This window comes from Caulobacter sp. GW821-FHT12D05 (assembly GCF_058807295.1).
Window position 1 is genome coordinate 430805 of the sequence record NZ_JBXAQO010000002.1, and the last position, 21867, is coordinate 452671.

A 21867-nucleotide genomic window follows, 5' to 3' on the forward strand; every position below is an offset into this window, starting at 1 on the left:
CCTTGATTTGTGCGGCGAATTATCGCGCCCCAGACAACTTCAGATGGCAGTTCGACGCAAGAGCTCGTCGCGGCGCTCGGCCATTTCCAGGCGCGTACGCTCCAGAGCGTCGCGCTCGGCCATCGACAGCAGGGCCTCGACGGTGCGGTTCAGGTGCTCGTGGATCACCCGCCGCGCTTCCTTCGGGTCACGGTCGCGCAGCGCGGCGACGACGCGGCGGTGGTCCTCGGCGAAGCCTTCCGGATCGGCCAGGCGCACCCGGCGCAGCTGGGCGCCGCATTCTGGGAACTGGCGACGCAGCGTCCAAATCTCCTCGACCGCCGCGACGATGGCGGCGTTGCGGGTGGCGTGGGCGACGGCCAGGTGGAAGTCGTGCTCCAGCCGCTCGCCGTCCTCAGCGCCCGCCAGGCTGGCCAGGTCGCGCGAGATGCGCTCCAGGGCCATGATCTGTTCGTCGCTGACGGCGGCGGCGGCCAAGGCGCAGGCCTCGCCCTCGAACAGGCGGCGCGCTTCGGTCAGCTCCAGGGCGCTGACCTCGGCCTCGGTCGCGTCGTCCTCGGGCTTGGCGCGGGCCGTGACATAGACGCCCGAGCCCTGGCGGGCCTCGACCATGCCCTGGAACTCCAGGGCGATCATCGCGTCGCGGATGGTCGGACGGCTGACGCCGAACGAGTCGGCCAGCCCCCGCTCGGACGGCAGGCGGTCGCCAGGGGCGTAGCGCCCCTCGGCGATCGACGCCGCGATGGACCGGGCCACCTGCTGATAGAGCTTCTGGGGGTCCGGCGCGCCGCGCATCGATCCTCGCTTGGATTCTACTGGGCTATTCTACCGCTTGGCCTGACCTTGGGAAGCCGACGTCTGACCAAGCCTGCGAACCTCGCTGGCCGCCAGCAAGAAGGCCCCTACGCCGTACAGCTGAGTGTCGTCACGACCGACCTGATCGGGCGCCACGCCCACGCGCTGCACCCAGCCCAGGCGGCCGTCCGGCTCGATCGCCGCGTCCAGGGCCTTCCAGCCCTTGTCGATGACCGGGCCGTACTTGGCGCGCGACAACAGGCCGTGGTTCACGCCCCAGGCCAAGCCGTAGACGAAGAAACCGGTGCCGCTGGTCTCCGGCGTCTTCTGCGGCTCCAGCAGCGAGACGGGCCAATAGCCCTCGGCGCCCTGCAGGGTCGCGATCTTGGCGGCCATCTGCTTGAAGGCCAGCTCGTACTTCGGACGGCTGGGATGGTTGGCCGGCAGGTCCTGCAGGATCCGCGCGAGGCCGGCGAAGGCCCAGCCGTTGCCCCGGCCCCAGAAGATCTTCTGGCCGGCGTCGCTGCGCCGCGTGATGAAGCGGCTGTCGCGGAAATAGAGGTGCTCGGTCTTGTCGAACAGATAGTCGTGGGTCGCCCAGAACTCGCTGTCGGCGTGCGCCAGATAGCGCTTGTCGCCGCTGACCTTGGTCAGGGACACCCAGGCCGGCGGAGCCATGAAGATGGCGTCGCTCCAGCACCAGCGGGCCTGGCAGTAGGGGTCGCCTTTCGCCGGCTTGGGCGTGAAGTCCAGCGAGACCTTGGACGGATCGGCCAGCACCGCATCGAAGCGGGCGCGGATCGGGGTCAGCTTGCTTTGATCGTGCGTGCGGCCGGCGGCCCAGACCCAGACCGCGCCGGTGGCGTCGGCGTCGGCGTGGCGCGGACGGTGGTCGAAGCCCCACTGCTCGGCCTCGCCGTGCTTGATCACGGCGTTGGCCAGGTACGGGTCCTGGGTCTGGTCGGCGAAGGTGTAGAGGCCGATGTAGAACGCCGCCTGGATCCAGTCGCGCGGCGCCTCGGTGTCCTTGCGGAACGAGGTGACCGGCACGTAGTCGAAATTGTCCATGTGGGCCAGCTGCCAGGCGGCTACCTTGCGACCGGCGGCGTCGATGGCCGAGACAGGCGCGCTGACCACGGCCGGCTTCTGCGCGGCCAGAGCGGGCGCGGCGGTTCCAGCCAGGATGACAGCCGTAGCGGCGGCCTTCAGGAGCGTCTTGAAGGTCATGTTGAGCGTTTCTTCCCGTACTTTTTTCTTAGGCGGCCGGACCAAGATCGTGGACGGCCAGCATGTCCATGTCGTCGAACTCGAGGTTCTCGCCGCCCATGCTCCAGACGAAGCTGTAGCTGGCGGTGCCGACCCCGCTGTGGATCGACCAGCTGGGCGAGAACACCGCCTCGCCCTCGTCCATGAACACCGCGCGCGGCTCGGCCGGCTCGCCCATCAGGTGCATGACCCGGCCCGGCGCCGCGTCGAAATACATGTAGATCTCGCTGCGCCGGCGATGGGTGTGTGGCGGCATGGTGTTCCAGACATTGCCGTCCTCCAGCTCGGTGAAGCCCATCACCAGTTGGCAGGTCTCGACAATGCCGGGACGGATCGCCTGGCGGATCACCCGGCGGTTGGCGGTGCCCGCCTCCCCCGCCTGGATCGTGCGGGCCTCGTCGCGGCGCACGCGCTTGCTGGGATAGCTGGCGTGGGCCGGATAGCTGACGAAGTAGAACTTGGCCGGATCGCTCGCCGCATCGCTCTCGAAGGCGACGCTCTCGGTCCCGCGACCTATGTAGAGGCTGTCGTGGCGAGCCATCTCGAAACGCTGGCCGTCCAGGGTGATCGCCCCCGGACCACCGATATTGATCACGCCCACCTCGCGGCGCTCGCAGAAGAAGCGCGAGGCCAGCTCCTTGTGAGTCGGCAGGACCAGGGCCGCCGTCGTCGGGGTCGCCGAACCGACCACCGCCCGCTCGATCTCCAGATAGGACAGGCCCTGCTCGCCCGGACGGAACAGACTGTCGATGACGAAGGTGTCGCGCAGCTCGCGCACCGTCATGCGGCTCATGCCCGCCCGATCCGTGCTCTCACGGTAGTCCATCTGCACGCTCATAAGCGGATCACGGCCTCGCATGGGGACGATCGATGACGCCGGCCGCCGACCCGCCCGGCGGTCGTTCGAAGGCGCACCCATCCCCCGTCTTGTGTGTGGTTGCTAAACTGACCTTACCAATTTCGACCCATCGCCGTAAAGCCTGAAGGACAAACGGTTTTTCTGTCCAACGTTGTCATTTACCCGCTCCAGCTTTTTCTGTTGGTCGATAAGGCAATAATTTCAATCGTCAGGCCACATTTCCGCCTCGCAACGACTCCGCTTGACAAGTGGCCTGACCAGGAGTCATCAGTTGGGCATACCAATTAGCCATCGGCTCGAACCGGTGAGCACTTAGCGCGGGGAATACCAGGTGATGACCAACATACGATCGCTGCTGCTTGCCTCCTCGGCCACCGCTCTGCTGGCGGCCGCCCCCGGCGCGGCCATGGCTCAGACCGCCTCGACCAACGACGGGACCCAGCTCGAGGAGATCATCGTCACCTCGACCAAGCGCGCCGAGCGCCTGCAGGACGTGCCGGTGTCGGTGACCGCGGTCACCGCCGACGTGCTGGATCGCAACAACGTCCGCGAGCTGGGCGACCTGGTGAAGCTGTCGCCGGGCCTGGTCATCAACTACGGCAGCCAGCCGGGCAATTTCAGCATCAACATGCGCGGCATCGGCACCTTCTCGAACGGCATCGCCGTCGAGTCGGACGTCGCGGTGGTCATCGACGACGTGCCGGTCGGCTTCCAGGCCGCCGCCTTCAAGGACCTGATCGACGTCGAGCGGGTGGAAGTGCTGCGCGGCCCGCAGAGCACCCTGTTCGGCAAGAGCGCCATCGCCGGCGTGCTGAACATCGTCACCGCCGCCCCGACCAAGGAGTTCTCCGGCAAGGGCATGATCCTGGTCACCGACGACGCCGAGAAGCGGATCGGCTTCACCGTCTCGGGCCCGGTCCACGGCGACGACCTGCTGATGCGCCTGACCGTCGCCAAGAGCGACTACGACGGCAACCTCAAGAACCTGACCACCGGCAAGAACGTCAACGGCAGCTCGGGCTTCACCGCCACCGCCAAGCTGGTCTGGACGCCGACCGAGAACCTGACCCTGAGCCTGGCTCCGCGCTACAACCACAATGTCAGCAGCTGCTGCGCCAGCGCGATCACCGAGCTGACGCCGGGCCTGTTCTACCAGGGCGCGCCGGCCTTCCCGGCCACCCTGACCCTGCGCGGCATCACCTTCGACAAGAACAACCACTTCGTCCGCGCCGACGACCGCATCGGCGGCGGCAATTCGGACGTTTTCGGCACCACCGCCCGCATCGACTACGACTTCGGCGAGGCTTCGGTCCTGAAGGGCCACACCCTGTCGTCGATCACCTCGCACGATCGCTGGAAGATGGTCGACTTCCAGGACATTGACGGCACCGACCAGCCGTTCCTGCTGGGCTTCCCGGTCGCCAGCCCGTCGGGGATCAACAGCGGCGCGCACATCGACGGCTATTTCCACGCCGACAGCTGGACCCAGGAGTTCCGCCTGACCTCGCCGGGCGACACCCGGTTCCGCTACGTGGCCGGCCTCTGGTACGCCAAGAACGACCTGGACCGCTATCTGAACCGCGGCCCGGTGCTGCAGCTGGCCCGCTACCTGGCCGAAAGCACCAACGAGAACTATTCGGCCTACGCCAACGCCACCTGGGACATCACCGACAAGCTGGCCTTGACCGGCGGCGGCCGCATCAACCGCCAGAAGATCAGCTACAAGTTCGACAAGACCATCTTCGCCAGCACAGCGATCGGCGCGGCCACGACCCACCAGCTGTTCGGCCGCTCGGACGAGGACGACGCCTTCACCGGCAAGATCGGCGCGCAGTACAAGATCACGCCCGACATCATGACGTTCGCGACCTTCTCGACGGGCTACAAGGGTCAGGCCTACGACCTGGTCAGCACCTTCGACGCGCGGATCGCCGCCCAGATGCCGGTGCCGCCCGAGACGGCCAAGAATTACGAGCTGGGCTTCAAGAGCAGCCTCCTGAATCGTCGCGTCTATTTCAACGCCACCGTGTTCCGGGCCGACTACAAGGGCTTCCAGACCTCGGTGACGTCGTTCCTGCCGGACGGCACCTTCCTGACCTTCCTCAACAGCGTGGGGCAGCTGCGCACGCAGGGCGTCGAACTGGACGCCGTGGCGCGGATAACCAGCAATTTCCGCCTGAACGGCGCCTTCGCCTACACCGACGCCAAGGTCGTCGACTTCCCGAACGGCCCCTGCAACAACGCCCAGCCGGCCACCAATGACCTGCCGCTGCAGCCGGCCGGCTACATCGGCAAGCCAGGCGAGTGCTACCGCACCCCGACCACCAACGGCCGCGTGCAGAACCTGGCCGGCCGTCGCCTGAACAACACCCCGAAGTTCAAGTTCAACATCGGCGGCCAGTACGACATCGAGCTGCCCGGCATGCCCTTCAAGGGCTTCGTCGGCGCGACCTATCGCTGGCAGGACGACGTCAACTTCTCGCTCAGCCAGGATCCGCGCACGATCCAGAAGGCCTACGGCATCGTCGACCTGAAGGTCGGGATCACCGACCGCGAGGGCCGCTACACGGTCTCGGCCTTCGCCAACAACCTGTTCGACAAGCGCTACGCCCAGGGCCTGGGCAACGGCACCTCGGGCTACAGCAACCCGGCCATCCCGACGGCCCAAGGCCGCACCTGGTTCCCCGGCCGCGACGCGTTCCGTTACTTCGGCGCCCGCCTCGACGTGAACTTCTAGGACCTCCCCTTTTTCATTCGGTCCCCTCCTGCGCGGCCGGGTTCCTTCGGGGATCCGGCCCGTTTTTTATTTGGCGGCGCTGGCCGCTCGCAGGGCGATCTCTTCCCGCTTGGCGGCCAGGCTCTCGCGGGTGCGCTCGATGGCCTCCAGTTCGGCGGTCAGCAGCAGGTTCTCGATCAGCCCGCCCAGGTGCGCCTGCATGGCGGCGCGGGCGGCCTTGGGGTCGCGGGTGCGCAGGGCCTCGACGATCTCCTGGTGCTCGTCCTTCAGCGGCCGCTTGCGCACGTGCCGCGCCTTTTCCAGCATCTGCATGCACAGGCGCGAGCGGTAGCGCAGGTCCCAGGTGTTCTCGACGATCCGGGCCACGGCGACGTTGCGCGTGGCGGCGGCGATGGAGATGTGGAACTGGCGGTCGGCCAGCTCGGACTGCTCCTTGGTCGCCGCGTCGCTGTTCATCTCGACGACGAGGGTCTCCAGATAGGCCAGCTCGTCGTCGGTGATCAGGGTGGCGGCCAGGGCGGCAGCCTCGCCTTCGAACAGGCGGCGGGCCTCGGCCTGCTCGAAAGCCCCGATGTCCAGGTCCTTGGCCGGCGGCGGCGGCTGGTCCAGGCGGACATAGACGCCCGAGCCTTGGCGGGCTTCCAAGAGGCCCCGCATCTCCAGGGCGATGACGGCGCGGCGGACGGTGGGACGGCTGACCCCAAACTCGTCGGCCAGGTCGCGTTCGGACGGCAGGCGATGGCCGGGCTGGAACGAACCGTCGGCGATCGACGCACTGATCGAGGCCGCCACCTGTTGATACAGCCGCGTGGAATCCGTGGACGGAGGGGTCGACATCGCAAACGCCGTGACAAGCGCCAAGAACGGCGCGTCCCACAGGACTAACGCCGGTTCGGCCGCCTCACAAGCGCCCGCGAGCAACTGGCCTTACCATGCACGCCGCTGAAAGACGGCGAGCGGCCGGAGGGTAAGGACTCCGGCCGCCATCGTCGTCCGCCCCGGGAGGAGGTCGGCGCAAGGTACGCAGCGCCTGTGGTCGACGAGCAAGGATCGAACGAAACGTCCGATCACGCCCGGTCAACTTAGCGAAACTGGCCAATCCTGCAATCAAAAATGGCCTGACCAATTTGTTCGATTTGTACGACCAATTTGGTAGCGGTCTCAGATTCAGGCCGCCTGGCGCAGGTTCCAGGGATGGGCCGGATAGAACTGGGCCATCATCCGGCTGACATAGTCCACGAGGCGCGGATAGCTTTCGGCCTCGCGGCGCAGGGGCGACTCAAAGAAGGGCGTCATGATCGCCGCCAGCATGGCGAAGGCCGTGGCGTCGACGCCGACCGGATGGCTGTCGCGCATCAGATAGGCCTTGTCCTCCAACAGCTCGTCCAGCGAGCGCAACGACAGGCTGCCCAGCCAGGTCACCTCTTCCCGCAGGTGCCGGCCGACGCCGACCGCGCGGACATTGGTCGCGATCGCCTCCAGCAGGCCGCGCCGCAGGTCGTCGCGCAGGTGCTCCGGCGCCTGGTCGAACCACCGGGCCGCGCCCTTGGCGAAATTGGCCTGATCCAGATGCCGGAAATAGGCCGACACCCAGCCCAGCTGGTTCTCGATCATCCGCTCGATCGCCCAGGCCTGGGCCCGCTCTTTCCCGGAGAGGCCCATGTCCAGATCGATGTCGTACTTCTGCTCGATATGGGCGCGGATGAAGGTGGAGTCGCCGATCGCCTGGGCGGCGTCCTCGATCCACGGCAGCTGCCCCTTGGGAGCGGTCTCGCGACTGCCCCTGGTCTTGCGATAGTTGAGACCGGCCATCATCAGCTGGACCTCGGTCTTGGTCACATAGGGGCTGATCTCGGGCAGCCCGAACCCGGCTCCGGCGGCGAACAGCGTGATCATCGTCCCTCTCCGATCTCGAATGTCGTGGTGACGACTTGCTACCGCCAGGCTACTGCCAGCATGCTGTCAGTAGCGATCAGCGATATGTAAGGCCATGAGACGCGCCGAACGCCTTTTTCAGATCATCCAGATCCTGCGCCGCAGCCGCGCGCCGGTGACCGCTGACGCCATCGCCGCCGAGCTGGAGACCTCCAAGCGCAGCGTCTATCGCGACATCGCCGCCCTGGTGGGCCAGCGCGCGCCGATCCGCGGCGAGGCCGGCGTCGGCTATGTGCTGGAGGCCGGTTTCGACATGCCGCCGCTCATGCTGACCCCCGACGAGATCGAGGCGGCTGTGCTGGGCGCGCAGTGGGTGGCGGGTCGCGGCGATCCCGTCCTGGCCAAGGCCGCCAGCGACCTGATCAGCAAGATCGCCGCCGCAGTGCCCGACCGCCTGCGGCCCTATGTGCTGGAGCCGGCGGCGGCCGCCTCCCCCGCCTGGAAGCCTCAGACCGACCGCATCGACGTCGCCCAGGTCCGCGCCTGGATCCACGCCGGCCGCAAGATCCGCCTCGACTATAGCGACGAGGCCGGGACGATCAGCGCGCGGGTGATTTGGCCGGTCACGGTGGGTTATCGCGAGACGGTCCGCATGATCATCGCCTGGTGCGAACTGCGCGAGGCGTTCCGAACCTTCCGCACCGACCGCGTGGTCGGCGCGCAGTTCCTGGACGAGCGCCACGGCAAGCGACCGGCGGTCCTGCGCGGCGAATGGGTCAAGTTCCGCGACGCGGAGATCGCCGCCTGGAAGCTGAAGGAAAAGGCCGACTGCTGACCGGCTTGCGCGACGGCCGCGCTCGGGAGCACTGTCCCCTCGGGAATTAGGGGACCTCCATGACATCGAAGATCTTTGCCTCGGCGGCGACGGCCGCTTTGCTGGCCTGTGCGACCGCTCACGCTGCCGAACCCGACTTCAGCGCCGAGCGCTTCCGCGCCCACGTCGCCTATCTGGCCGACGACCTGCTGGAAGGCCGCGAGGCCGGCACGCGCGGCCACGAGCTGGCCGCCAAGTACATCGCCACCCAGTTCGACCTGCTGGGCCTGAAGCCCGCCGGCGAGAACGGCGGCTGGTACCAGAGCGTCGGCCTAGTCGACACCTCGCTGGCCGGGGCGACGCCGACCCTGACGATCACCACCGCCAAGGGCGCCAAGACCTACGAGAACGCGAGCCAGGCGGTGCTGCGCGGCCCTGCCGTCGGCGGCTCGGCCCAGGTCACGGCGGACACGGTGTTCGCCGGCTACGGCATGACTGACGCGGTCGTGGGCATCGACGACTACAAGGGCCTGGACGTCAAAGGCAAGGTCGTGGTCGTGCTGCGCGGCGTGCCCAAGGGCATGAACAGCGAGATCGCCGCCCACCTCTCGACCCTGCAAGCCCGCTTCGCCGCCGAGCACGGCGCGGTCGGCCTGATTCAGATCTATGACGCGGCCTCGTACAAGGCCTTCCCCTGGAAGGCCGTGCTGCAATACGCCAAGGAACCGCGCACCACCTGGGCCGACAAGGACGGCAAGCCGTTCGACGACACCTATGGCCTGAAAGCACGCGCCACGGTCGACCGCGAGCCGGCCTACCAGCTGTTCGACGGCGCCAAGGGGACCTTGGACAAGGCCCTGGCCGACGCCGACAAGGGCGTGCGCCCCAAGGGCTTCCCGCTGAAGGCCAAGGTCGAGCTGAAGGTCACGACCCAGTTGCGGCGCTACGCCAGCCCCGAGGTCGTCGGCCTGATCGAGGGCTCCGATCCCAAGCTGAAGGACGAGTACGTGGTCCTGATGGGCCACGCCGACCACCTGGGCATCCGTCCCGACAAGCCCGGCGACAACATCTACAACGGCGCGCTCGACAACGCGGCCGGCACCGCGACCCTGATCGAGGTCGCCCACGCTTTCGCGACCTCTACCCCGCCCCGCCGCTCGGTGCTGATCATCGCCAACACCGCCGAAGAGAAGGGCCTGCTGGGCGCGGAGTTCTTCGCCCACCACCCGACCGTGCCAGCCGGCAAGATCATCGCGGGCGTCGACCTGGACGAGCCGATGATCACCTACGACTTCACCGACGTGGTGGCGTTCGGGGCTGATCACTCGACGCTGAGCGACTCGATCAAGCGGGCCGGCGCGACCATGGGCGTGACCCTGACGCCCGATCCGTCGCCGGAACAGGCGACCTTCGTCCGCTCGGACCACTATGCCCTGGTCAAGGTCGGCATCCCGGCGGTGATGATGGTCACCGGCTACCAGAACGGCGGCGAGAAGGCCTGGGCCGAGTACGAGGAAAAGCACTACCACCAGCCGTCCGACGACCTGTCGCAGACCATCCTGTGGAGCGCCGGCGCCAAGTTCGCCAAGCTGAACTACCTGATCTCGCGCGACCTGGCCGACGGCGACCAGGCCCCGCGCTGGTACGCCAAGGACTATTTCGGCGACGCCTTCGCGCCGAACGCCCCCAAGGCGCCCGCGCCGGCCAAATAGGCCCTCAGACTCCGTGGCGCTTGGCGAAGGCTTCGAAGAGGCCGGGCCAGGCCGCCACGGGCTTGTCGGGGGTGAAGCGCATGCCAAAGCCGTGGCCACCTTCCTCGAAGACGTGCATCTCGGTCGGCACGGCCTTGGCCTTCAGGGCTGTGAACATCACCAGGGCGTTCTCGACGGGCACGGTCTTGTCATCGGCCGCGTGGATCACGATCACTGGCGACAGCCCGGCGCGCACCTGCTTTTCGGGCGACAGCTCCAGGGCGCGTTCGGGCGTGTTGATCGCCGTCAGCAGCTGCTTGCGTGAGCCGGCGTGGGCGATGGCGGGGTCGGTGCTGATCACCGGATACATCAGCGCCGACAGGTTCGGCTTGGCCGGCAGTTGGTCGGCGGCGTCGATCGCCGTGTAGGTCGCCGCGTCGTAGCGGACGGTCAGGTTGGCCGCCAGGTGACCGCCGGCCGAGAAGCCCATGATCGCCACGCGGTCGGGCGAGAAACCCATCTCCGCCGCCTTGGAGCGGATGATGCGAATGGCCCGTTGGGCGTCCTGCAGCGGCGCGTCGCCACCGGCCGTCCAGCCATCGCCCGGCATGCGATAGAACAGCACGAAGCAGGTGTAGCCCCGGTCGTTCAGCCAGCGGGCGGTCTCGTAGCCTTCCTTGTCCAGCACCACGCGCTCATAGCCGCCGCCGGGGATCAGCATGACCGCCGCGCCGTTCGGCTTCTTCGGACGGAAGACCACTAGGGTCGGCTTGCGGGTATGGGTCTGGGCGCGGTCGCGCGGACCGCCGGCCACGGTGCGGTCGATGATCGCCTCGACCGCCGTGACGCCCTCCCCGCCCGGCGCGCCGTTGGGCCACAGGGTGATGACCTCGGTCGGGTCGGCCAGAGGAGTGTTTGTCTGCACGGGAGCGGCCTCCGCCTTGCGAGCCGCCAGGGATCCCAGAACGCCGGTGACGAAAGCCGCAAGGGCGCCGCGACGGTTCAGCATGGGATCAAAGCCTTCTGACGGGTGATTTGTCGGAGCAGACCCTAGAGCCAAGGAAACCGGTTTCCTAGTCCACTTTCCTAGCTCTGCGCGAAGCGGAGGTGATGCAGGACAATGCCGCTGGTGGTGGCGACGTTCAGCGAGTCAAAGCCGTTCGCCATCGGGATGCCGATGGTCCGCGCCTTGGCCATCACCTCGGGCGTCAGGCCGGGGCCCTCCGCGCCCAGCAGCACGGCGGTGCGCGGCGCGGGCTTGAGATGAGCCAGGATCTCGGAGGCGGCGGGGCTGAGCGCCAGACCCTCGAAGCCGGTCGCGGCCAGCAGCTCGGCGATGTCCTCGCCCCGCTCCAAACGCGCGGTGGGCGCCGACAGCACCGCCCCGACCGAGACGCGGATGGCCTTGCGGTACAGCGGATCGCAGCAGTCGGCGTCCAGCACCACCGCATCGGCCCCGAAGGCGGCCGCGTTGCGATAGATGCCGCCGATATTGTCGTGGTTGGCGATGCCGCACAGCACCAGCACAACCGCCCGCTCTGGCAGGCCGGCGAGCAGGTCTCGCGCAGCGACCGGCTCCGGCTTCCGGCCCACCGCCAGCACGCCGCGATGCAGGTGGAACCCGGCGATGGCGTCCAGCACGGCCTGGTCGGCAAAATGGACGGGCGTCTCGTCGGGCAGAGCTTCGAACACCTCCACCAGCTTGTCCCGCCGCTTTGGGTCGATCAGCAGCGAGACCACCCGCTCCGCCGCGTCGCGGACAAAGGCCCGCAGCACCGTCTCGCCCTCGGCGATGAACAGGCCCTCGCGCCCGACCAGATCACGCTCCTTGATCGCCCGGAACGGGGCGACGGCGGGATCGTCGGGATCGGTGACGACGCGATACTGGGGCAATGGATACCTCGGGGCTTAACGCACCCCTCGTATCGGTAGGATCGTCAGACCGCCAGCCAGGGCCAGCCCGGCGGCCATCAGGAAGAACAGGTCGAAGTTCACGTGGCTGGGTCCCAGGCTCCAGACCGCCAAGGCCGGCGCCAGGGCCTGGGGCAGCGTGTTGGCCAGATTGATGACCCCCAGGTCCTTGCCTGCATCCCGCTGCGACGGCAGCACCTGAGTGACCAGGGCGATGTCGACGGCGCAGAAGCAGCCCGCTCCGCAGCCATAGACCACATAGGCCGCCAGCAGCACCGTCCAGTCCGAGGTCAGGGAGAATACGATCATCGAGGCGGCGATGGTCAGGGCCGCGCCGAAGGCGAACAGCTTGCGCCGCCGCAAGCGGTCCGACAGCACGCCGCCGGCCATGGCGCAGATGACGTTGAATACGGTCGAGACGGTGGCCAGGATCGCCAGCCCCTCTTCGGAGCGATGCCCCGGGAACAGGCGCGGATAGTCCACCACGTCCTGCAGGAAGTAGAGCATGTAGCTCTGCACCAGGCTCAGCGCGACCAGCACCATGAACCGCCCTGCCCAGGCGAAGGCGAAGTCGGGATGCTTGCGCGGGCTGACCCACAGGCCCGCGATGAACTCGCGCAGATGGAACGGCGGCACGTCTTCCTTGGCCAGTGGCGGATCCTTCAGGCGCAGGACGAACGGCGCCAGGCCCAGCAGCAAGGCGATGGAGATCGCCGCATAGCGCTGCCACTCGACGACCAGCAGTCCGCCGATCATCACCGCGCCGAAGGCCGTGCCGATCGGATTCCCCAGGCTGAGGAACGCCGCGACCATGCCCTTCTGGTTGTCGGGCACCCGGTCGGGCATCACCGCCACCAGGGCCGAGAAACACAGGTTGAAGGTCAGCTGGAACAGGATCACGCCGCCGATCAGGGCCAGCGGCGTCTTGGCGTTCATGATCGCCAGATAGGCCAGCGAGGCGCCGATCGCACCGACCACCATCCAGGGGCGACGACGGCCGAAACGTGAGGTGGTGCGATCGCTGATCGCTCCGGCCAGCAGGTTGGCGATGCTGGCGACCAGAGCGCCCCAGAAGGCGACCTGGCTAAGCACCACCGCCTTGGACGCCGCGTCGATCGACTCGGCCTTCAGGGGCAGCAGCACCTGCAAAAGCGGCTGGAAAGATACGAAGGCGCCGACCTGCGCGAGGGTGTAGGCGGCGATGAAATTCGCCCGCACCGGCTCTTTTGGCCGGGCTCCGTCGTCAGGCGCCATCTCTCCTCCCCTGCACGGTCTAGCGCCGCGTCTTGGGCACACTGACCGCCTCCCCCTTACGGCACAAGGGGTCGCGTACGGTAAAGCAGGGAGTTTCCTTCTGTCGCCGAGACGCTCTAGTCTGAGCAAATGGGCGTGAATCTCAATGTAGTCGGGGCGAGCTGATGGCTTCGGTGACGATCTACGACGTCGCCGCGAAGGCGGGCGTCTCGATCAAGACCGTTTCGCGGGTGATGAACAAGGAGCCGAACGTTCGGCCCGCCATGCGCGATCGTGTGCTCGAGGCGGCCGGCGAGCTCGGCTACAGCCCGAATCTGTCGGCGCGCAGCCTGGCCGGTTCGCGCTCGTTCGTGATCGCCGTCTTCGTCGACGCGGCCCTGACCATCGACCACTGGCAGAGCGAGCGCGGCGCCGACTACCTGTCGCGCATCCAGCTGGGCGCGACCCTGGTCTGTCGCGACCAGGGTTATCACCTGCTGATCGAGCTGATCGACAACGACGGCCCGAACGTCCGCCAGGACGTGGCCGCCTTCCTGGCCGCCCTGAAGCCGGACGGTGTGATCCTGACCCCGCCCTCCTCCGACAATCCCGGCGTGCTGGAGACCCTGGACAGGGCCGGCACGCCTTACGTCCGCGTCGGTCCGGAAAAGGCCGAGGGCCTGGGGCCGCGCGTGCACATGGACGACATCGCCGCCGCGCGGGAGATGACCCAGCACTTGGCGGAGCTCGGCCACAAGCGGATCGGCTTCATCGTCGGCGAGCCGCGCTACGGCGCAAGCCAAGCGCGGCGCGAAGGTTATCTGGAAGCCATGAAGGCGCGCGGCCTGCCCGTGGCCGACAGCTGGGTGCGCCAGGGCGACTTCACCTTCCAGTCGGGGTTGGAGCAGGCCAAGGCGCTGCTGGCCCTGCCCGACCGCCCGACGGCGATCTTCGCCAGCAATGACGACATGGCCCTGGGCTGCATCGCCGCGATCGCGGAAGCCGGACTAATGATCCCCGGCGATGTCTCGGTGGCGGGCTTCGACGACAGCCCCAGCTCACGCTTCAGCCGGCCGCAGCTGACCACGGTGCGTCAACCGGTGGCGGAAATGTCCTCTGAGGCGGCCAAGCTGCTGATCGGCCGGGCCAAGAGCAGCGAACCGCCTGAACGGCCGGTCGACATGCTCCTGCCCTTCGAACTGATCCACCGCGCCTCGACGGCCCCGCCGCCGAAGTAGCCGCCCTTAGCGACCCGGACGGGCGAAGGCGGCGACGCGGGCGCGGGCGGCGTGGACCGGGTTTTCGGCCGGCTGTTCGCGTTGGGTCGGCTGGAAGCTTTGCGGACGACCGCCACCCAGGCGGAAAGCCCCGACGCGGTTCGACAGGTCGGCGGCCTCGACACGCAGGGCGTGGGTGGCTTCGGTCGATTGCGAGACCATGGCGGCGTTGCGCTGGGTCACCTGGTCCAGCTGGTTCACGGCCGAATTGACCTGGCCCAGGGCCGTGGCCTGCTCGCTGGCCGAGGCGGCGATGGCGTTGACCAGTTCGTCGATGCCGCCGACCTTCTCGTGGATGCCGCGCAGGGCCTCGCCAGTCTGGCCGACAAGCTCGACGCCTTCGCTGACCTGGCGGCTGCTCTCGGTGATCAACGACTTGATCTCGCTGGCCGCCTGCGACGAGCGCTGGGCCAGGGCCCGCACTTCCTGCGCCACGACGGCGAAGCCCTTGCCGGAATCCCCAGCCCGAGCGGCTTCGACGCCGGCGTTCAGGGCCAGCAGGTTGGTCTGGAAGGCGATCTCGTCGATCATGCCCAGGATCTGGTTCACCTGCTGCGACTGGGCTTCGATCTTGGTCATGGCCTGGGCGGCGCGGGTGACGATCTGACCCGAGCGCTCGGCTTCGGTCGAGGCTTCGGCGACGCGCGAGGAGACCTCGCGGGCGCTCTGGGCGGTCTTGCCGACGGCGCCGGTCAGCTCTTCGACGGCGGCGGCCGTCTGTTCCAGCGTGGCGGCCTGCTGCTCGGTGCGCTGCGACAGGTCCTCGGCGCTGCGGGCGATGTCATCCGCGCCCGAACGGATGCCGCCGGCCGAGTGCTCGACCGAACGCATGGCCTCGGCCAGGGCGCCGGCGGCTTGTTCGAAGTCGATCTTCAGGCTTTGGAATTCGGGGGCCAGGTCGCCCTCGACACGGGCGGTCAGGTCGCCGGCGGCCAGGCGCGACAGGGCCTCGCCCACGGCCTTGACGGCCTGGGCCTGACGGGCCTCGGCGGCTTCGCGCTCGGCCTCCAGGGCGTCGCGCTCTTCCTGCAGCAGCGACAGATAGCTGGAGATGGCCAGTTCCATGTCCAGGAACACGGCCTTGTTCAGGGCTGCGAGCCCGTCGGCCAGATCGCCATCCGACTTGGCGGCGTTGCTGAACATGCCCTTGGCGCGCTTGGCGATGACGGCGCGGATCAGCTCTTCGGCCACCAGGGCGTAGCCGCCGATGTACCATTGCGGCTGCAGGTCGGCGTCGACGTGGGCCCGACCAATGCGCTCGACGTCACGGACATAGGTCTCGCCGTAGTCGGCCTGGGCGATCCGACGCCAGTGGGCGGCCTGGGCGCGCTCGGCGCCGGCCATGTGGGCGTCGTCGCGGAACTTGCTGCGGGTCTCGGGGAAGACGCGGACCTGATTGTAGAACTTGCCCAGCGCGCCCGCGATCTCGGCGTCGATCACCGGCTTTATCGCGCGAAGGGCCGAACGCGAGCGTTCGTCGAAGCGCATGAAAGCCATACGCTGGTCCAGCTTCGCGTTCGCGCTCATGCGTTACTCCGACTCGAGGGTAAGGTTTCGTTGACCATGTCAGTGACGGGAATCCGTTAACCAACATTGAAGTTTGGCGCGATGCGCCCCGTGGCCGCACCGGGCTTGAGGACGCCGTCAAAAACCGGGCGCTGTCTGCTCTTCGTCACGATATCGCCTTAAGCAGCAACAAGCTGCGCCTTGGCGCGTTTTGGACTTGTCAGGTCCACGGCAGGGCTTGGATATAACCAGGAAACGATCCCCAAGGACTTCATGGCGCTTCCGGCGGACTTCACCTTGACCGAACAGGACGGCCGCACGGCGGCGGTGCTGTCGGGGGACTGGACCGCGCGAGGTCTCTTCGACGCCGGGCTGCGGCTGGACGACGCCTTGGCGAGCGCGCGTGCGCTGGATCTGGACCTGACCGGCGTCAATCGCTGCGACACCGCCGGCGCCTACGCCATCCTGCGCGCCGCCGGCGATCGCCTGAAGACCGAGCAGGTCCAGGCGCGTCGCGAAGTGCTGCGCCTGCTGGAGCTGGTCGGCGCCGCCATCCAGGTCGAGCCCGAACCCACTGTTCGCTCCGGCGGCTTCCACGCCCTGCTGGAACGGATCGGCAAGGGTGTGTTCGGCCTGTTCGGCGACGCCTACGGGACCATGGTGTTCCTGGGCCACCTGCTGGTCGCCGTGGGACGCTGCATCGCCGATCCGCGCCGCATCCGCTGGGCCCCGACCATCGCCCTGTGCGAGCGCGCGGGCCTGGACGCCATGCCGATCGTGGCGGTGACGACCTTCTTCATCGGCGCGGTGGTGGCCTTGCTAGGCGCCAACATGCTGACCGACTTCGGAGCCCAGGTGTATTCGGTCGAGCTGATCGGCATCTCGGTCATGCGCGAGTTCAACATCCTGATCACCGCCATCCTGCTGGCCGGCCGCTCGGCCTCCAGCTTCGCGGCCGAGATCGGCTCGATGAAGATGAACCAGGAGATCGACGCCATGCAGGTCATGGGCGTGGATCCCTACGAGGCGCTGGTGCTGCCGCGCTTCGCCGCCCTGCTCTTCACGATCCCGCTGCTGGTCTTCGTGGCGACGATCGCCGGCCTGGCCGGCGGCATCCTGGTCGTCTGGGCGGTGCTGGACCTGTCGCCGACCTTCTTCCTGCAGCGGATCATCGACTTCGTCGGGGCCACGCACTTCTGGATCGGCATGTCCAAGGCGCCGGTGATGGCCGCCGTGATCGCGGCGATCGGCTGCCGCCAGGGCATGGAGGTCGGCAACGACATCGAGTCGCTGGGCCGGCGGGTGACGGCGGCCGTGGTGCACGCCATCTTTGCCATCATCCTGATCGATGCGATCTTCGCCCTGGTCTACATGGAGCTGGATATATGACCGGCCCCGCCGTGATCCCGCCCGCAATCGAGACGGCCGACACCGAGAAGTATCCGATCGAGGTGCAGGGCCTGGTCTCGTGCTTCGGCGACAACACCGTCCATGACGGCCTGGACCTGAAGGTCGAGCGCGGCGAGGTTTTAGGCGTCGTGGGCGGCTCGGGCACCGGCAAGTCGGTGCTGCTCAACACCATCATCGGCCTGAAGGTCCCTGACGGCGGCACGGTGCGGCTATTCGGCGGCGACATGCGCGTGGCCTCGCGCCGGCGGTGGTCGTCGGTCGAGCGGCGCTGGGGCGTGCTGTTCCAGCAGGGCGCGCTGTTCTCGAACCTGACCGTGCGCGAGAACGTCTCCGCGCCGCTCCACGAACACACCAAGCTGCCGCGTCGCGAAATCGAGGAGATCGCCGATCTCAAGATCGCCATGGTCGGCCTGCCCGCCCGCGCGGCGCTGCTCAAGCCCGCCGAGCTGTCGGGCGGCATGCGCAAGCGCGCCGGCCTGGCCCGCGCCCTGGCCATGGACCCCGAGCTGCTGTTCCTGGACGAGCCCACGGCGGGCCTGGACCCGATCGGCGCCGAGGCCTTCGACTCCCTGATCAAGGACCTGTCCGACAGCCTTGACCTGACCGTCTTCATGATCACCCACGACCTGGACAGCCTCTACGCGATCACCGACCGCGTGGCGGTGCTGGCCGACAAACATGTGGTGGCCGTGGCGCCCGTGCGCGAGCTCGAGCGTTCGGAACATCCCTGGATCAAACAGTACTTCCTGGGCCCCCGGGGACGCGCCGCCGCGACCTCCGAGGATCCGGCCGAGGCGAGGACCGACTTCTGATGGAAAGAAACGCCAACTACGCCCTGGTGGGGGCCATATCGCTGGCCCTGTTCATGGGGCTGGTGATCTTCGTGGTGTGGCTGGCCAAGGTCAGCTTCAGCAAGGACTACGACCTCTACGACATCCTGTTCATCGGTCCGGTGCGCGGTCTGTCGACGGGCGGCGAAGTGCACTTCAACGGCATCAAGGTCGGTGAAGTCAGCCGCATCGAGCTGGACAAGACCGATCCGAACCGCGTCATCGCCCGCGTGCGCATGACCTCGGACGTGCCGGTCAAGGTCGACAGCTACGCCACGCTGGAGCCGCAGGGCATCACGGGCGTCAACTACGTCCAGATCACCGCCGGCTCGCCCAACAAGGAGCTGCTGAAGGACACCGTCAAGAACGGCAAGGTCCCGGTCCTGCGCAGCCAGCGCAGCGCCCTCTCCGACCTGCTGGAAGGCGGCGGCACGGTGCTGACCCGCACCATCGAGGCGCTGGACCGCGTCAACCGCGTCCTATCTGACCAGAACATCAAGACCTTCAGCGCCTCGCTCAGCGACGTCCAGGCGGTCACCGCCGAGCTGCGCGAGCGCAAGGAGATCATCGCCGACGCCCAGAAGGCGCTGCAGAGCATCGATGCGACCGCCCAGTCGATCACCGAGCTGTCCAAGAGCGCCAACGGCCTGGTCGATGGCGATGGCAAGCGCACCCTGAAGGAGCTGGGCGACGCCGCCGCCGAGCTGAAGGCCGCCGCCAAGGACGCCCGCGGCATGGTCGGCAAGCTGGAAGGCCCGACCACCGACTTCGCCACCACCGGCCTGCCGCAGCTGTCGTCGGCCATCGTCACCCTGCAGTCGGCCGCCGAGTCCCTGGACCGCCTGGTCGCCGACGTCGAACAGAACCCTCGAGGCTTGGTCGGCAAGGCGCCCGCCAAGGAAGTGGAGGTCAAGCCGTGAGCCCGATGATCCGCAATACCGCCAAGACCCTTGGACTCGCCCTGGCCGCCGCCGCGCTGGTGGTCAGCCTCTCCGGCTGCATCAGCATCTTCCCGAAGGCCAAGCCGGCCAGCCTCTATCGTTTTGGCGAGGCCGAGGTCAGCGTGCCCAAGGGTCCGCCCGGCGCGATGTTCGGGGTGCTGAAGACTCCCTCGTCCTTCACCCGCGCCGCCGCCGGTGACCGCATCCTGACCAGCACCAACGGCGAGGTGGCCTATATCGCCGACGCCCGCTGGGTCTCGCCGGCCTTCGTGCTGTTCGAGGAAGCCACCGCCCGCGCCTTCGAGAACGACCCCGGCCGCGCTCGACTGATCGGTCGCGGCGAGGTGGCCAAGGCCGACATGATGCTGCGCCTGGAGGTCCGCACTTTCGAGGCCGACTACGTCAACGGCCCCAAGGCCGCGCCGGAGGTGGTCGTGCGGGTGCGCGGCGTGCTGAACCGCAGCCAGGACCGCGCCCTGATCGGCGACCAGATCTTCGAAGCCCGCGTGAAGGCCGCCGACAACCGCGTCGGCGCCATCGTCCCGGCCTTCGACCAGGCGACGGCCAAGGTGCTGGGCGACGTGGTGGCCTGGGTCAACGCGTCGGGGTCGGGGCTGAAGTAGCTAGAGCGCTTCGAGCGGTTCCGTCACCGGGCCGTAGCCGGCGTTTTCCTGGATCCGCAGGACTGGCCCGTCGATCCACGGCTCGACCGTGACCAGCTCGCGCGCCTGCGCTCGCGCCACCGCGTCGGCGGGATCGGCGCTTTCAGCCAGCAGCTGCAGGTTCATGCGCGTGGGGAAGATCACCTTGCGCTGGCCCGACGCCGCCAGCTCCAGGGCCAGGCCCGGCGCGATCCACTCGGCGTCGACCGCCTCGTGGCCATCGCAGATCGCCTGCTGGGCCAACGGCGCGTGGGCCACGTAGAACCAGGTGTCGAACCGCTTGGGCATCAGCTTGGGCGTGATCCAGCGGGCGAAGACGGTCAGGGCCGACAGGTCCAGCTTCAGCCCCAGGTCCTCGACCACGTCGATGAAGGCGACCTTGTCCTGCGCCACCGCGTCCCGGATGTCCTTGGCCGCCTCGCCGGCATAGAAGGCGCCGTCCTTGTCGCGGGCCAGCAGGACACCGGCTTCCTCGTAAGCTTCGCGGATGGCGGCGATGCGCAGCGCCACGCCGTCGCTGCCCACCTCGTCGAAGCCGATCGCCAGGTCCCGCCAGCGCGGGTCGCTGTCGCCGCCGTGGCTCTTGCCACCCGGAAACACCAGGGCTCCGGCCGCGAAGTCGATCTGGTGGTGCCGCTTGACCATCAGCACCTCGAACGAAGGCGCGTCTCGAAGCAGCAGGACGGTGGCGGCGGGACGGATCGCGCCCGGCGGTGAGTCAGACATGGCGGGAAGTCTGGCGCCGCTGCGTGCGCTTGCCCAGACCCCTTTCGAACAGCCGTTTAAGCCGCGCCCTGGTCCTTGCGGGCGATGCGCCGCTTGTTGCTGCTGCGGTCCATGCGCTCCAGCAGGTACTCGTTGTCCTCGCGCGAAACCGTGTGCGACGAGGTCAGGAAGCGCTGGATCATGTGTTCCTGGAAGCGCTCACGATCGTTGGCGCCACCGTCGAACTCCAGGCCGTGGAAGGCGTCGACGCCCGCGCGGAACGCCGCATAGAGACGCGGCGGCAGGCCGGCGCGCTCGCAGATCGCCTTCAAGCCCAGGGGGCCGGCGTCGTGGATCATCAGCCAGGTGCGGTGGTGCGGCACCCCGGACAGCTCGGCGACGGCCCACTCGAAGAAGGTCATGTGGCCATGGGCCAGGGCGCGCAGGATCAGTGACGGCGACAGACGGCCGACCCTTTGCAGATGGGCGACGAAGGCCTTGGGATCGGCGGCGCGGCCGGCCTGGTCGACCAGGTCGATCGTGGCCCGTTCCTTGGCGCCGACAATTAGCTCCATGGTCAGCTCGGCCGACAGGGCGTGGCTGGCCAGGATGTGGTCGCGCAGCTGGTCGCCGACCATCTCGATCAGGCGTTCGGTCACCGCCAGCGGCAGGGCCGTGCGGTAGGCGACGGCCTGCAGCACGGTCTCGGACTTGGCGAAGCGGTCCAGAGCCTTTTGCAGCGCCACTTCCGAGAAGCGGGCGTTGTCGTTGGCGACGGCCGTGGCGACCACGTCCTCGTTGCCCTGCTCGACCAGCATCGAGGTGATCTTGGCCGACAGCTTGGGACGCTTGGCCACCGCCATCTGGCGCACCGGACCGCCCACGCGGACGATCTCGGCCAGGTCGGTGTCGGTGAACACCGGCGAGAAGCTGATGATCGGCAGGCTGACGCTCTCGACGTCGCGCGCCAGGCGGTTGGCGACATCGGCCGGCAGGGCCTGGGAATTCTTGAGCGTGACCGCCATGGCCCGGCGGACAAGCTCAGCGGCGTCGGCGGCCATCACCCGCAGGATGTCGTGGGCGACCTGGCGCTCGTCGTCGGTCATGACCGAGCGATCGATGCTCCGGCACAGCTTGTGCGCCGCCAAGGCGCGCTCGTCAGGCGTCGCGCCCTTCACGAGCATGCGGATGTCGGAGTCGGTGAGTGCAGCGCGTGTCGTGGCCATGGTTCGCCTGCCGGGAGCTATGCTTGGAGTCGCATGGTGGGCGGTTAGGCTTAATGATTGTTTGCGTTAGGAAGCTGTGGATTAACGATGTCCCGTAACCGGGTACAAACCACGCTGCCCTAAGGTTCG

The 21867-nt window shown here is 68.0% G+C and carries 19 protein-coding genes; 8 read left to right on the plus strand and 11 right to left on the minus strand.

The window, feature by feature from the left end; genetic code table 11:
• Positions 1-39: 39 nt before the first annotated feature.
• From AC1RRR_RS09525 to kduI, 3 genes are read right to left on the minus strand one after another with little or no spacing between them, the layout of a single operon-like run.
• On the minus strand, positions 40-795 hold the full coding sequence (locus AC1RRR_RS09525; protein ID WP_492812516.1) for a FadR/GntR family transcriptional regulator: 756 nt from the start codon (positions 793-795) through the stop codon (positions 40-42).
• A 30-nt stretch (positions 796-825) separates the two neighbouring features.
• Positions 826-2022 carry a glycoside hydrolase family 88/105 protein gene (locus tag AC1RRR_RS09530; protein ID WP_492812517.1) on the minus strand — a complete coding sequence of 399 codons (1197 nt, stop codon included), beginning with the start codon at positions 2020-2022 and terminating at the stop codon, positions 826-828.
• A gap of 28 nt (positions 2023-2050) precedes the next feature.
• Positions 2051-2899 (minus strand): 5-dehydro-4-deoxy-D-glucuronate isomerase, encoded by an 849-nt coding sequence (gene kduI / locus AC1RRR_RS09535; RefSeq protein WP_492812518.1) that lies wholly within the window; start codon positions 2897-2899, stop codon positions 2051-2053.
• A 355-nt stretch (positions 2900-3254) separates the two neighbouring features.
• Between kduI and AC1RRR_RS09540 the strand changes: the two genes are divergently transcribed.
• Positions 3255-5657 carry a TonB-dependent receptor gene (locus AC1RRR_RS09540; protein WP_492812520.1) on the plus strand — a complete coding sequence of 801 codons (2403 nt, stop codon included), beginning with the start codon at positions 3255-3257 and terminating at the stop codon, positions 5655-5657.
• Positions 5658-5723: 66 nt separating this feature from the next.
• On the opposite strand, the gene AC1RRR_RS09545 is transcribed toward AC1RRR_RS09540, so the two are convergent.
• The gene (locus AC1RRR_RS09545; RefSeq protein ID WP_492812522.1) at positions 5724-6494 is read right to left on the minus strand and encodes a FadR/GntR family transcriptional regulator; all 771 of its coding nucleotides are present in this window, start codon (positions 6492-6494) and stop codon (positions 5724-5726) included.
• A 330-nt stretch (positions 6495-6824) separates the two neighbouring features.
• Positions 6825-7553, minus strand: a complete 729-nt coding sequence (locus AC1RRR_RS09550; RefSeq protein WP_492812524.1) for a glutathione S-transferase family protein — start codon at positions 7551-7553, stop codon at positions 6825-6827.
• A gap of 94 nt (positions 7554-7647) precedes the next feature.
• Here AC1RRR_RS09550 and AC1RRR_RS09555 point away from each other — a divergent pair, with 94 nt between their 5' ends.
• Together AC1RRR_RS09555 and AC1RRR_RS09560 are read left to right on the plus strand one after the other, a co-directional pair.
• Entirely contained in the window at positions 7648-8367 is a 720-nt protein-coding gene (locus AC1RRR_RS09555; protein WP_492812525.1) for a helix-turn-helix transcriptional regulator, read from the plus strand.
• Positions 8368-8426: 59 nt separating this feature from the next.
• Positions 8427-10058, plus strand: a complete 1632-nt coding sequence (locus AC1RRR_RS09560; protein WP_492812526.1) for a M28 family metallopeptidase — start codon at positions 8427-8429, stop codon at positions 10056-10058.
• A gap of 4 nt (positions 10059-10062) precedes the next feature.
• On the opposite strand, the gene AC1RRR_RS09565 is transcribed toward AC1RRR_RS09560, so the two are convergent.
• The 3 genes from AC1RRR_RS09565 to AC1RRR_RS09575 form a co-directional block, all read right to left on the minus strand.
• Positions 10063-11046, minus strand: coding sequence for an alpha/beta hydrolase (locus AC1RRR_RS09565; RefSeq protein ID WP_492812528.1), 984 nt, complete (start codon positions 11044-11046; stop codon positions 10063-10065).
• 77 nt (positions 11047-11123) lie between these two features.
• Positions 11124-11930 (minus strand): TrmH family RNA methyltransferase, encoded by an 807-nt coding sequence (locus AC1RRR_RS09570; RefSeq protein WP_492812529.1) that lies wholly within the window; start codon positions 11928-11930, stop codon positions 11124-11126.
• 15 nt (positions 11931-11945) lie between these two features.
• Complete coding sequence (locus AC1RRR_RS09575; protein WP_492812531.1) at positions 11946-13202, minus strand: MFS transporter; 1257 nt, start codon at positions 13200-13202, stop codon at positions 11946-11948.
• A gap of 164 nt (positions 13203-13366) precedes the next feature.
• Here AC1RRR_RS09575 and AC1RRR_RS09580 point away from each other — a divergent pair, with 164 nt between their 5' ends.
• The gene (locus AC1RRR_RS09580; protein WP_492812533.1) at positions 13367-14419 is read left to right on the plus strand and encodes a LacI family DNA-binding transcriptional regulator; all 1053 of its coding nucleotides are present in this window, start codon (positions 13367-13369) and stop codon (positions 14417-14419) included.
• A 6-nt stretch (positions 14420-14425) separates the two neighbouring features.
• Here AC1RRR_RS09580 and AC1RRR_RS09585 read toward each other — a convergent pair whose 3' ends face one another.
• A complete protein-coding gene (locus AC1RRR_RS09585; RefSeq protein WP_492812535.1) occupies positions 14426-15985 on the minus strand; it encodes a methyl-accepting chemotaxis protein in 1560 nt (519 codons plus the stop codon).
• A 252-nt stretch (positions 15986-16237) separates the two neighbouring features.
• Between AC1RRR_RS09585 and AC1RRR_RS09590 the strand changes: the two genes are divergently transcribed.
• From AC1RRR_RS09590 to AC1RRR_RS09605, 4 genes are read left to right on the plus strand one after another with little or no spacing between them, the layout of a single operon-like run.
• Positions 16238-17353, plus strand: coding sequence for an ABC transporter permease (locus AC1RRR_RS09590; RefSeq protein WP_492812537.1), 1116 nt, complete (start codon positions 16238-16240; stop codon positions 17351-17353).
• A complete protein-coding gene (locus AC1RRR_RS09595) occupies positions 17350-18186 on the plus strand; it encodes an ABC transporter ATP-binding protein (RefSeq protein ID WP_492812539.1) in 837 nt (278 codons plus the stop codon). The genes AC1RRR_RS09590 and AC1RRR_RS09595 overlap by 4 nt, the downstream gene beginning before the upstream one ends.
• Positions 18186-19124, plus strand: a complete 939-nt coding sequence (locus AC1RRR_RS09600) for an MlaD family protein (protein WP_492812541.1) — start codon at positions 18186-18188, stop codon at positions 19122-19124. Before AC1RRR_RS09595 ends, AC1RRR_RS09600 begins: the two co-directional genes overlap by 1 nt.
• Positions 19121-19768: an ABC-type transport auxiliary lipoprotein family protein gene (locus AC1RRR_RS09605; RefSeq protein WP_492812543.1), complete on the plus strand. Its 648-nt coding sequence runs from the start codon at positions 19121-19123 to the stop codon at positions 19766-19768. Before AC1RRR_RS09600 ends, AC1RRR_RS09605 begins: the two co-directional genes overlap by 4 nt.
• Here the strand turns inward: AC1RRR_RS09605 and AC1RRR_RS09610 are convergent, their stop codons facing one another.
• Positions 19769-20533: an NUDIX hydrolase gene (locus AC1RRR_RS09610; protein WP_492812545.1), complete on the minus strand. Its 765-nt coding sequence runs from the start codon at positions 20531-20533 to the stop codon at positions 19769-19771.
• A 56-nt stretch (positions 20534-20589) separates the two neighbouring features.
• The gene (gene spbR / locus AC1RRR_RS09615) at positions 20590-21738 is read right to left on the minus strand and encodes a pole-localized protein SpbR (RefSeq protein ID WP_492812547.1); all 1149 of its coding nucleotides are present in this window, start codon (positions 21736-21738) and stop codon (positions 20590-20592) included.
• Positions 21739-21867 lie beyond the last annotated feature (129 nt).

Coding starts and splice junctions, on each gene's coding strand:
- kduI (WP_492812518.1), bottom strand. CDS start 2,899: ATGAGCGTGCAGATGGACTACCGTGAGAGCACGGATCGGGCGGGCATG.
- AC1RRR_RS09560 (WP_492812526.1), top strand. CDS start 8,427: ATGACATCGAAGATCTTTGCCTCGGCGGCGACGGCCGCTTTGCTGGCC.
- AC1RRR_RS09585 (WP_492812535.1), bottom strand. CDS start 15,985: ATGAGCGCGAACGCGAAGCTGGACCAGCGTATGGCTTTCATGCGCTTC.
- AC1RRR_RS09550 (WP_492812524.1), bottom strand. CDS start 7,553: ATGATCACGCTGTTCGCCGCCGGAGCCGGGTTCGGGCTGCCCGAGATC.
- AC1RRR_RS09565 (WP_492812528.1), bottom strand. CDS start 11,046: ATGCTGAACCGTCGCGGCGCCCTTGCGGCTTTCGTCACCGGCGTTCTG.
- spbR (WP_492812547.1), bottom strand. CDS start 21,738: ATGGCCACGACACGCGCTGCACTCACCGACTCCGACATCCGCATGCTC.
- AC1RRR_RS09595 (WP_492812539.1), top strand. CDS start 17,350: ATGACCGGCCCCGCCGTGATCCCGCCCGCAATCGAGACGGCCGACACC.
- AC1RRR_RS09545 (WP_492812522.1), bottom strand. CDS start 6,494: ATGTCGACCCCTCCGTCCACGGATTCCACGCGGCTGTATCAACAGGTG.
- AC1RRR_RS09610 (WP_492812545.1), bottom strand. CDS start 20,533: ATGTCTGACTCACCGCCGGGCGCGATCCGTCCCGCCGCCACCGTCCTG.
- AC1RRR_RS09555 (WP_492812525.1), top strand. CDS start 7,648: ATGAGACGCGCCGAACGCCTTTTTCAGATCATCCAGATCCTGCGCCGC.
- AC1RRR_RS09590 (WP_492812537.1), top strand. CDS start 16,238: ATGGCGCTTCCGGCGGACTTCACCTTGACCGAACAGGACGGCCGCACG.
- AC1RRR_RS09575 (WP_492812531.1), bottom strand. CDS start 13,202: ATGGCGCCTGACGACGGAGCCCGGCCAAAAGAGCCGGTGCGGGCGAAT.
- AC1RRR_RS09525 (WP_492812516.1), bottom strand. CDS start 795: ATGCGCGGCGCGCCGGACCCCCAGAAGCTCTATCAGCAGGTGGCCCGG.
- AC1RRR_RS09600 (WP_492812541.1), top strand. CDS start 18,186: ATGGAAAGAAACGCCAACTACGCCCTGGTGGGGGCCATATCGCTGGCC.
- AC1RRR_RS09540 (WP_492812520.1), top strand. CDS start 3,255: ATGACCAACATACGATCGCTGCTGCTTGCCTCCTCGGCCACCGCTCTG.
- AC1RRR_RS09580 (WP_492812533.1), top strand. CDS start 13,367: ATGGCTTCGGTGACGATCTACGACGTCGCCGCGAAGGCGGGCGTCTCG.
- AC1RRR_RS09530 (WP_492812517.1), bottom strand. CDS start 2,022: ATGACCTTCAAGACGCTCCTGAAGGCCGCCGCTACGGCTGTCATCCTG.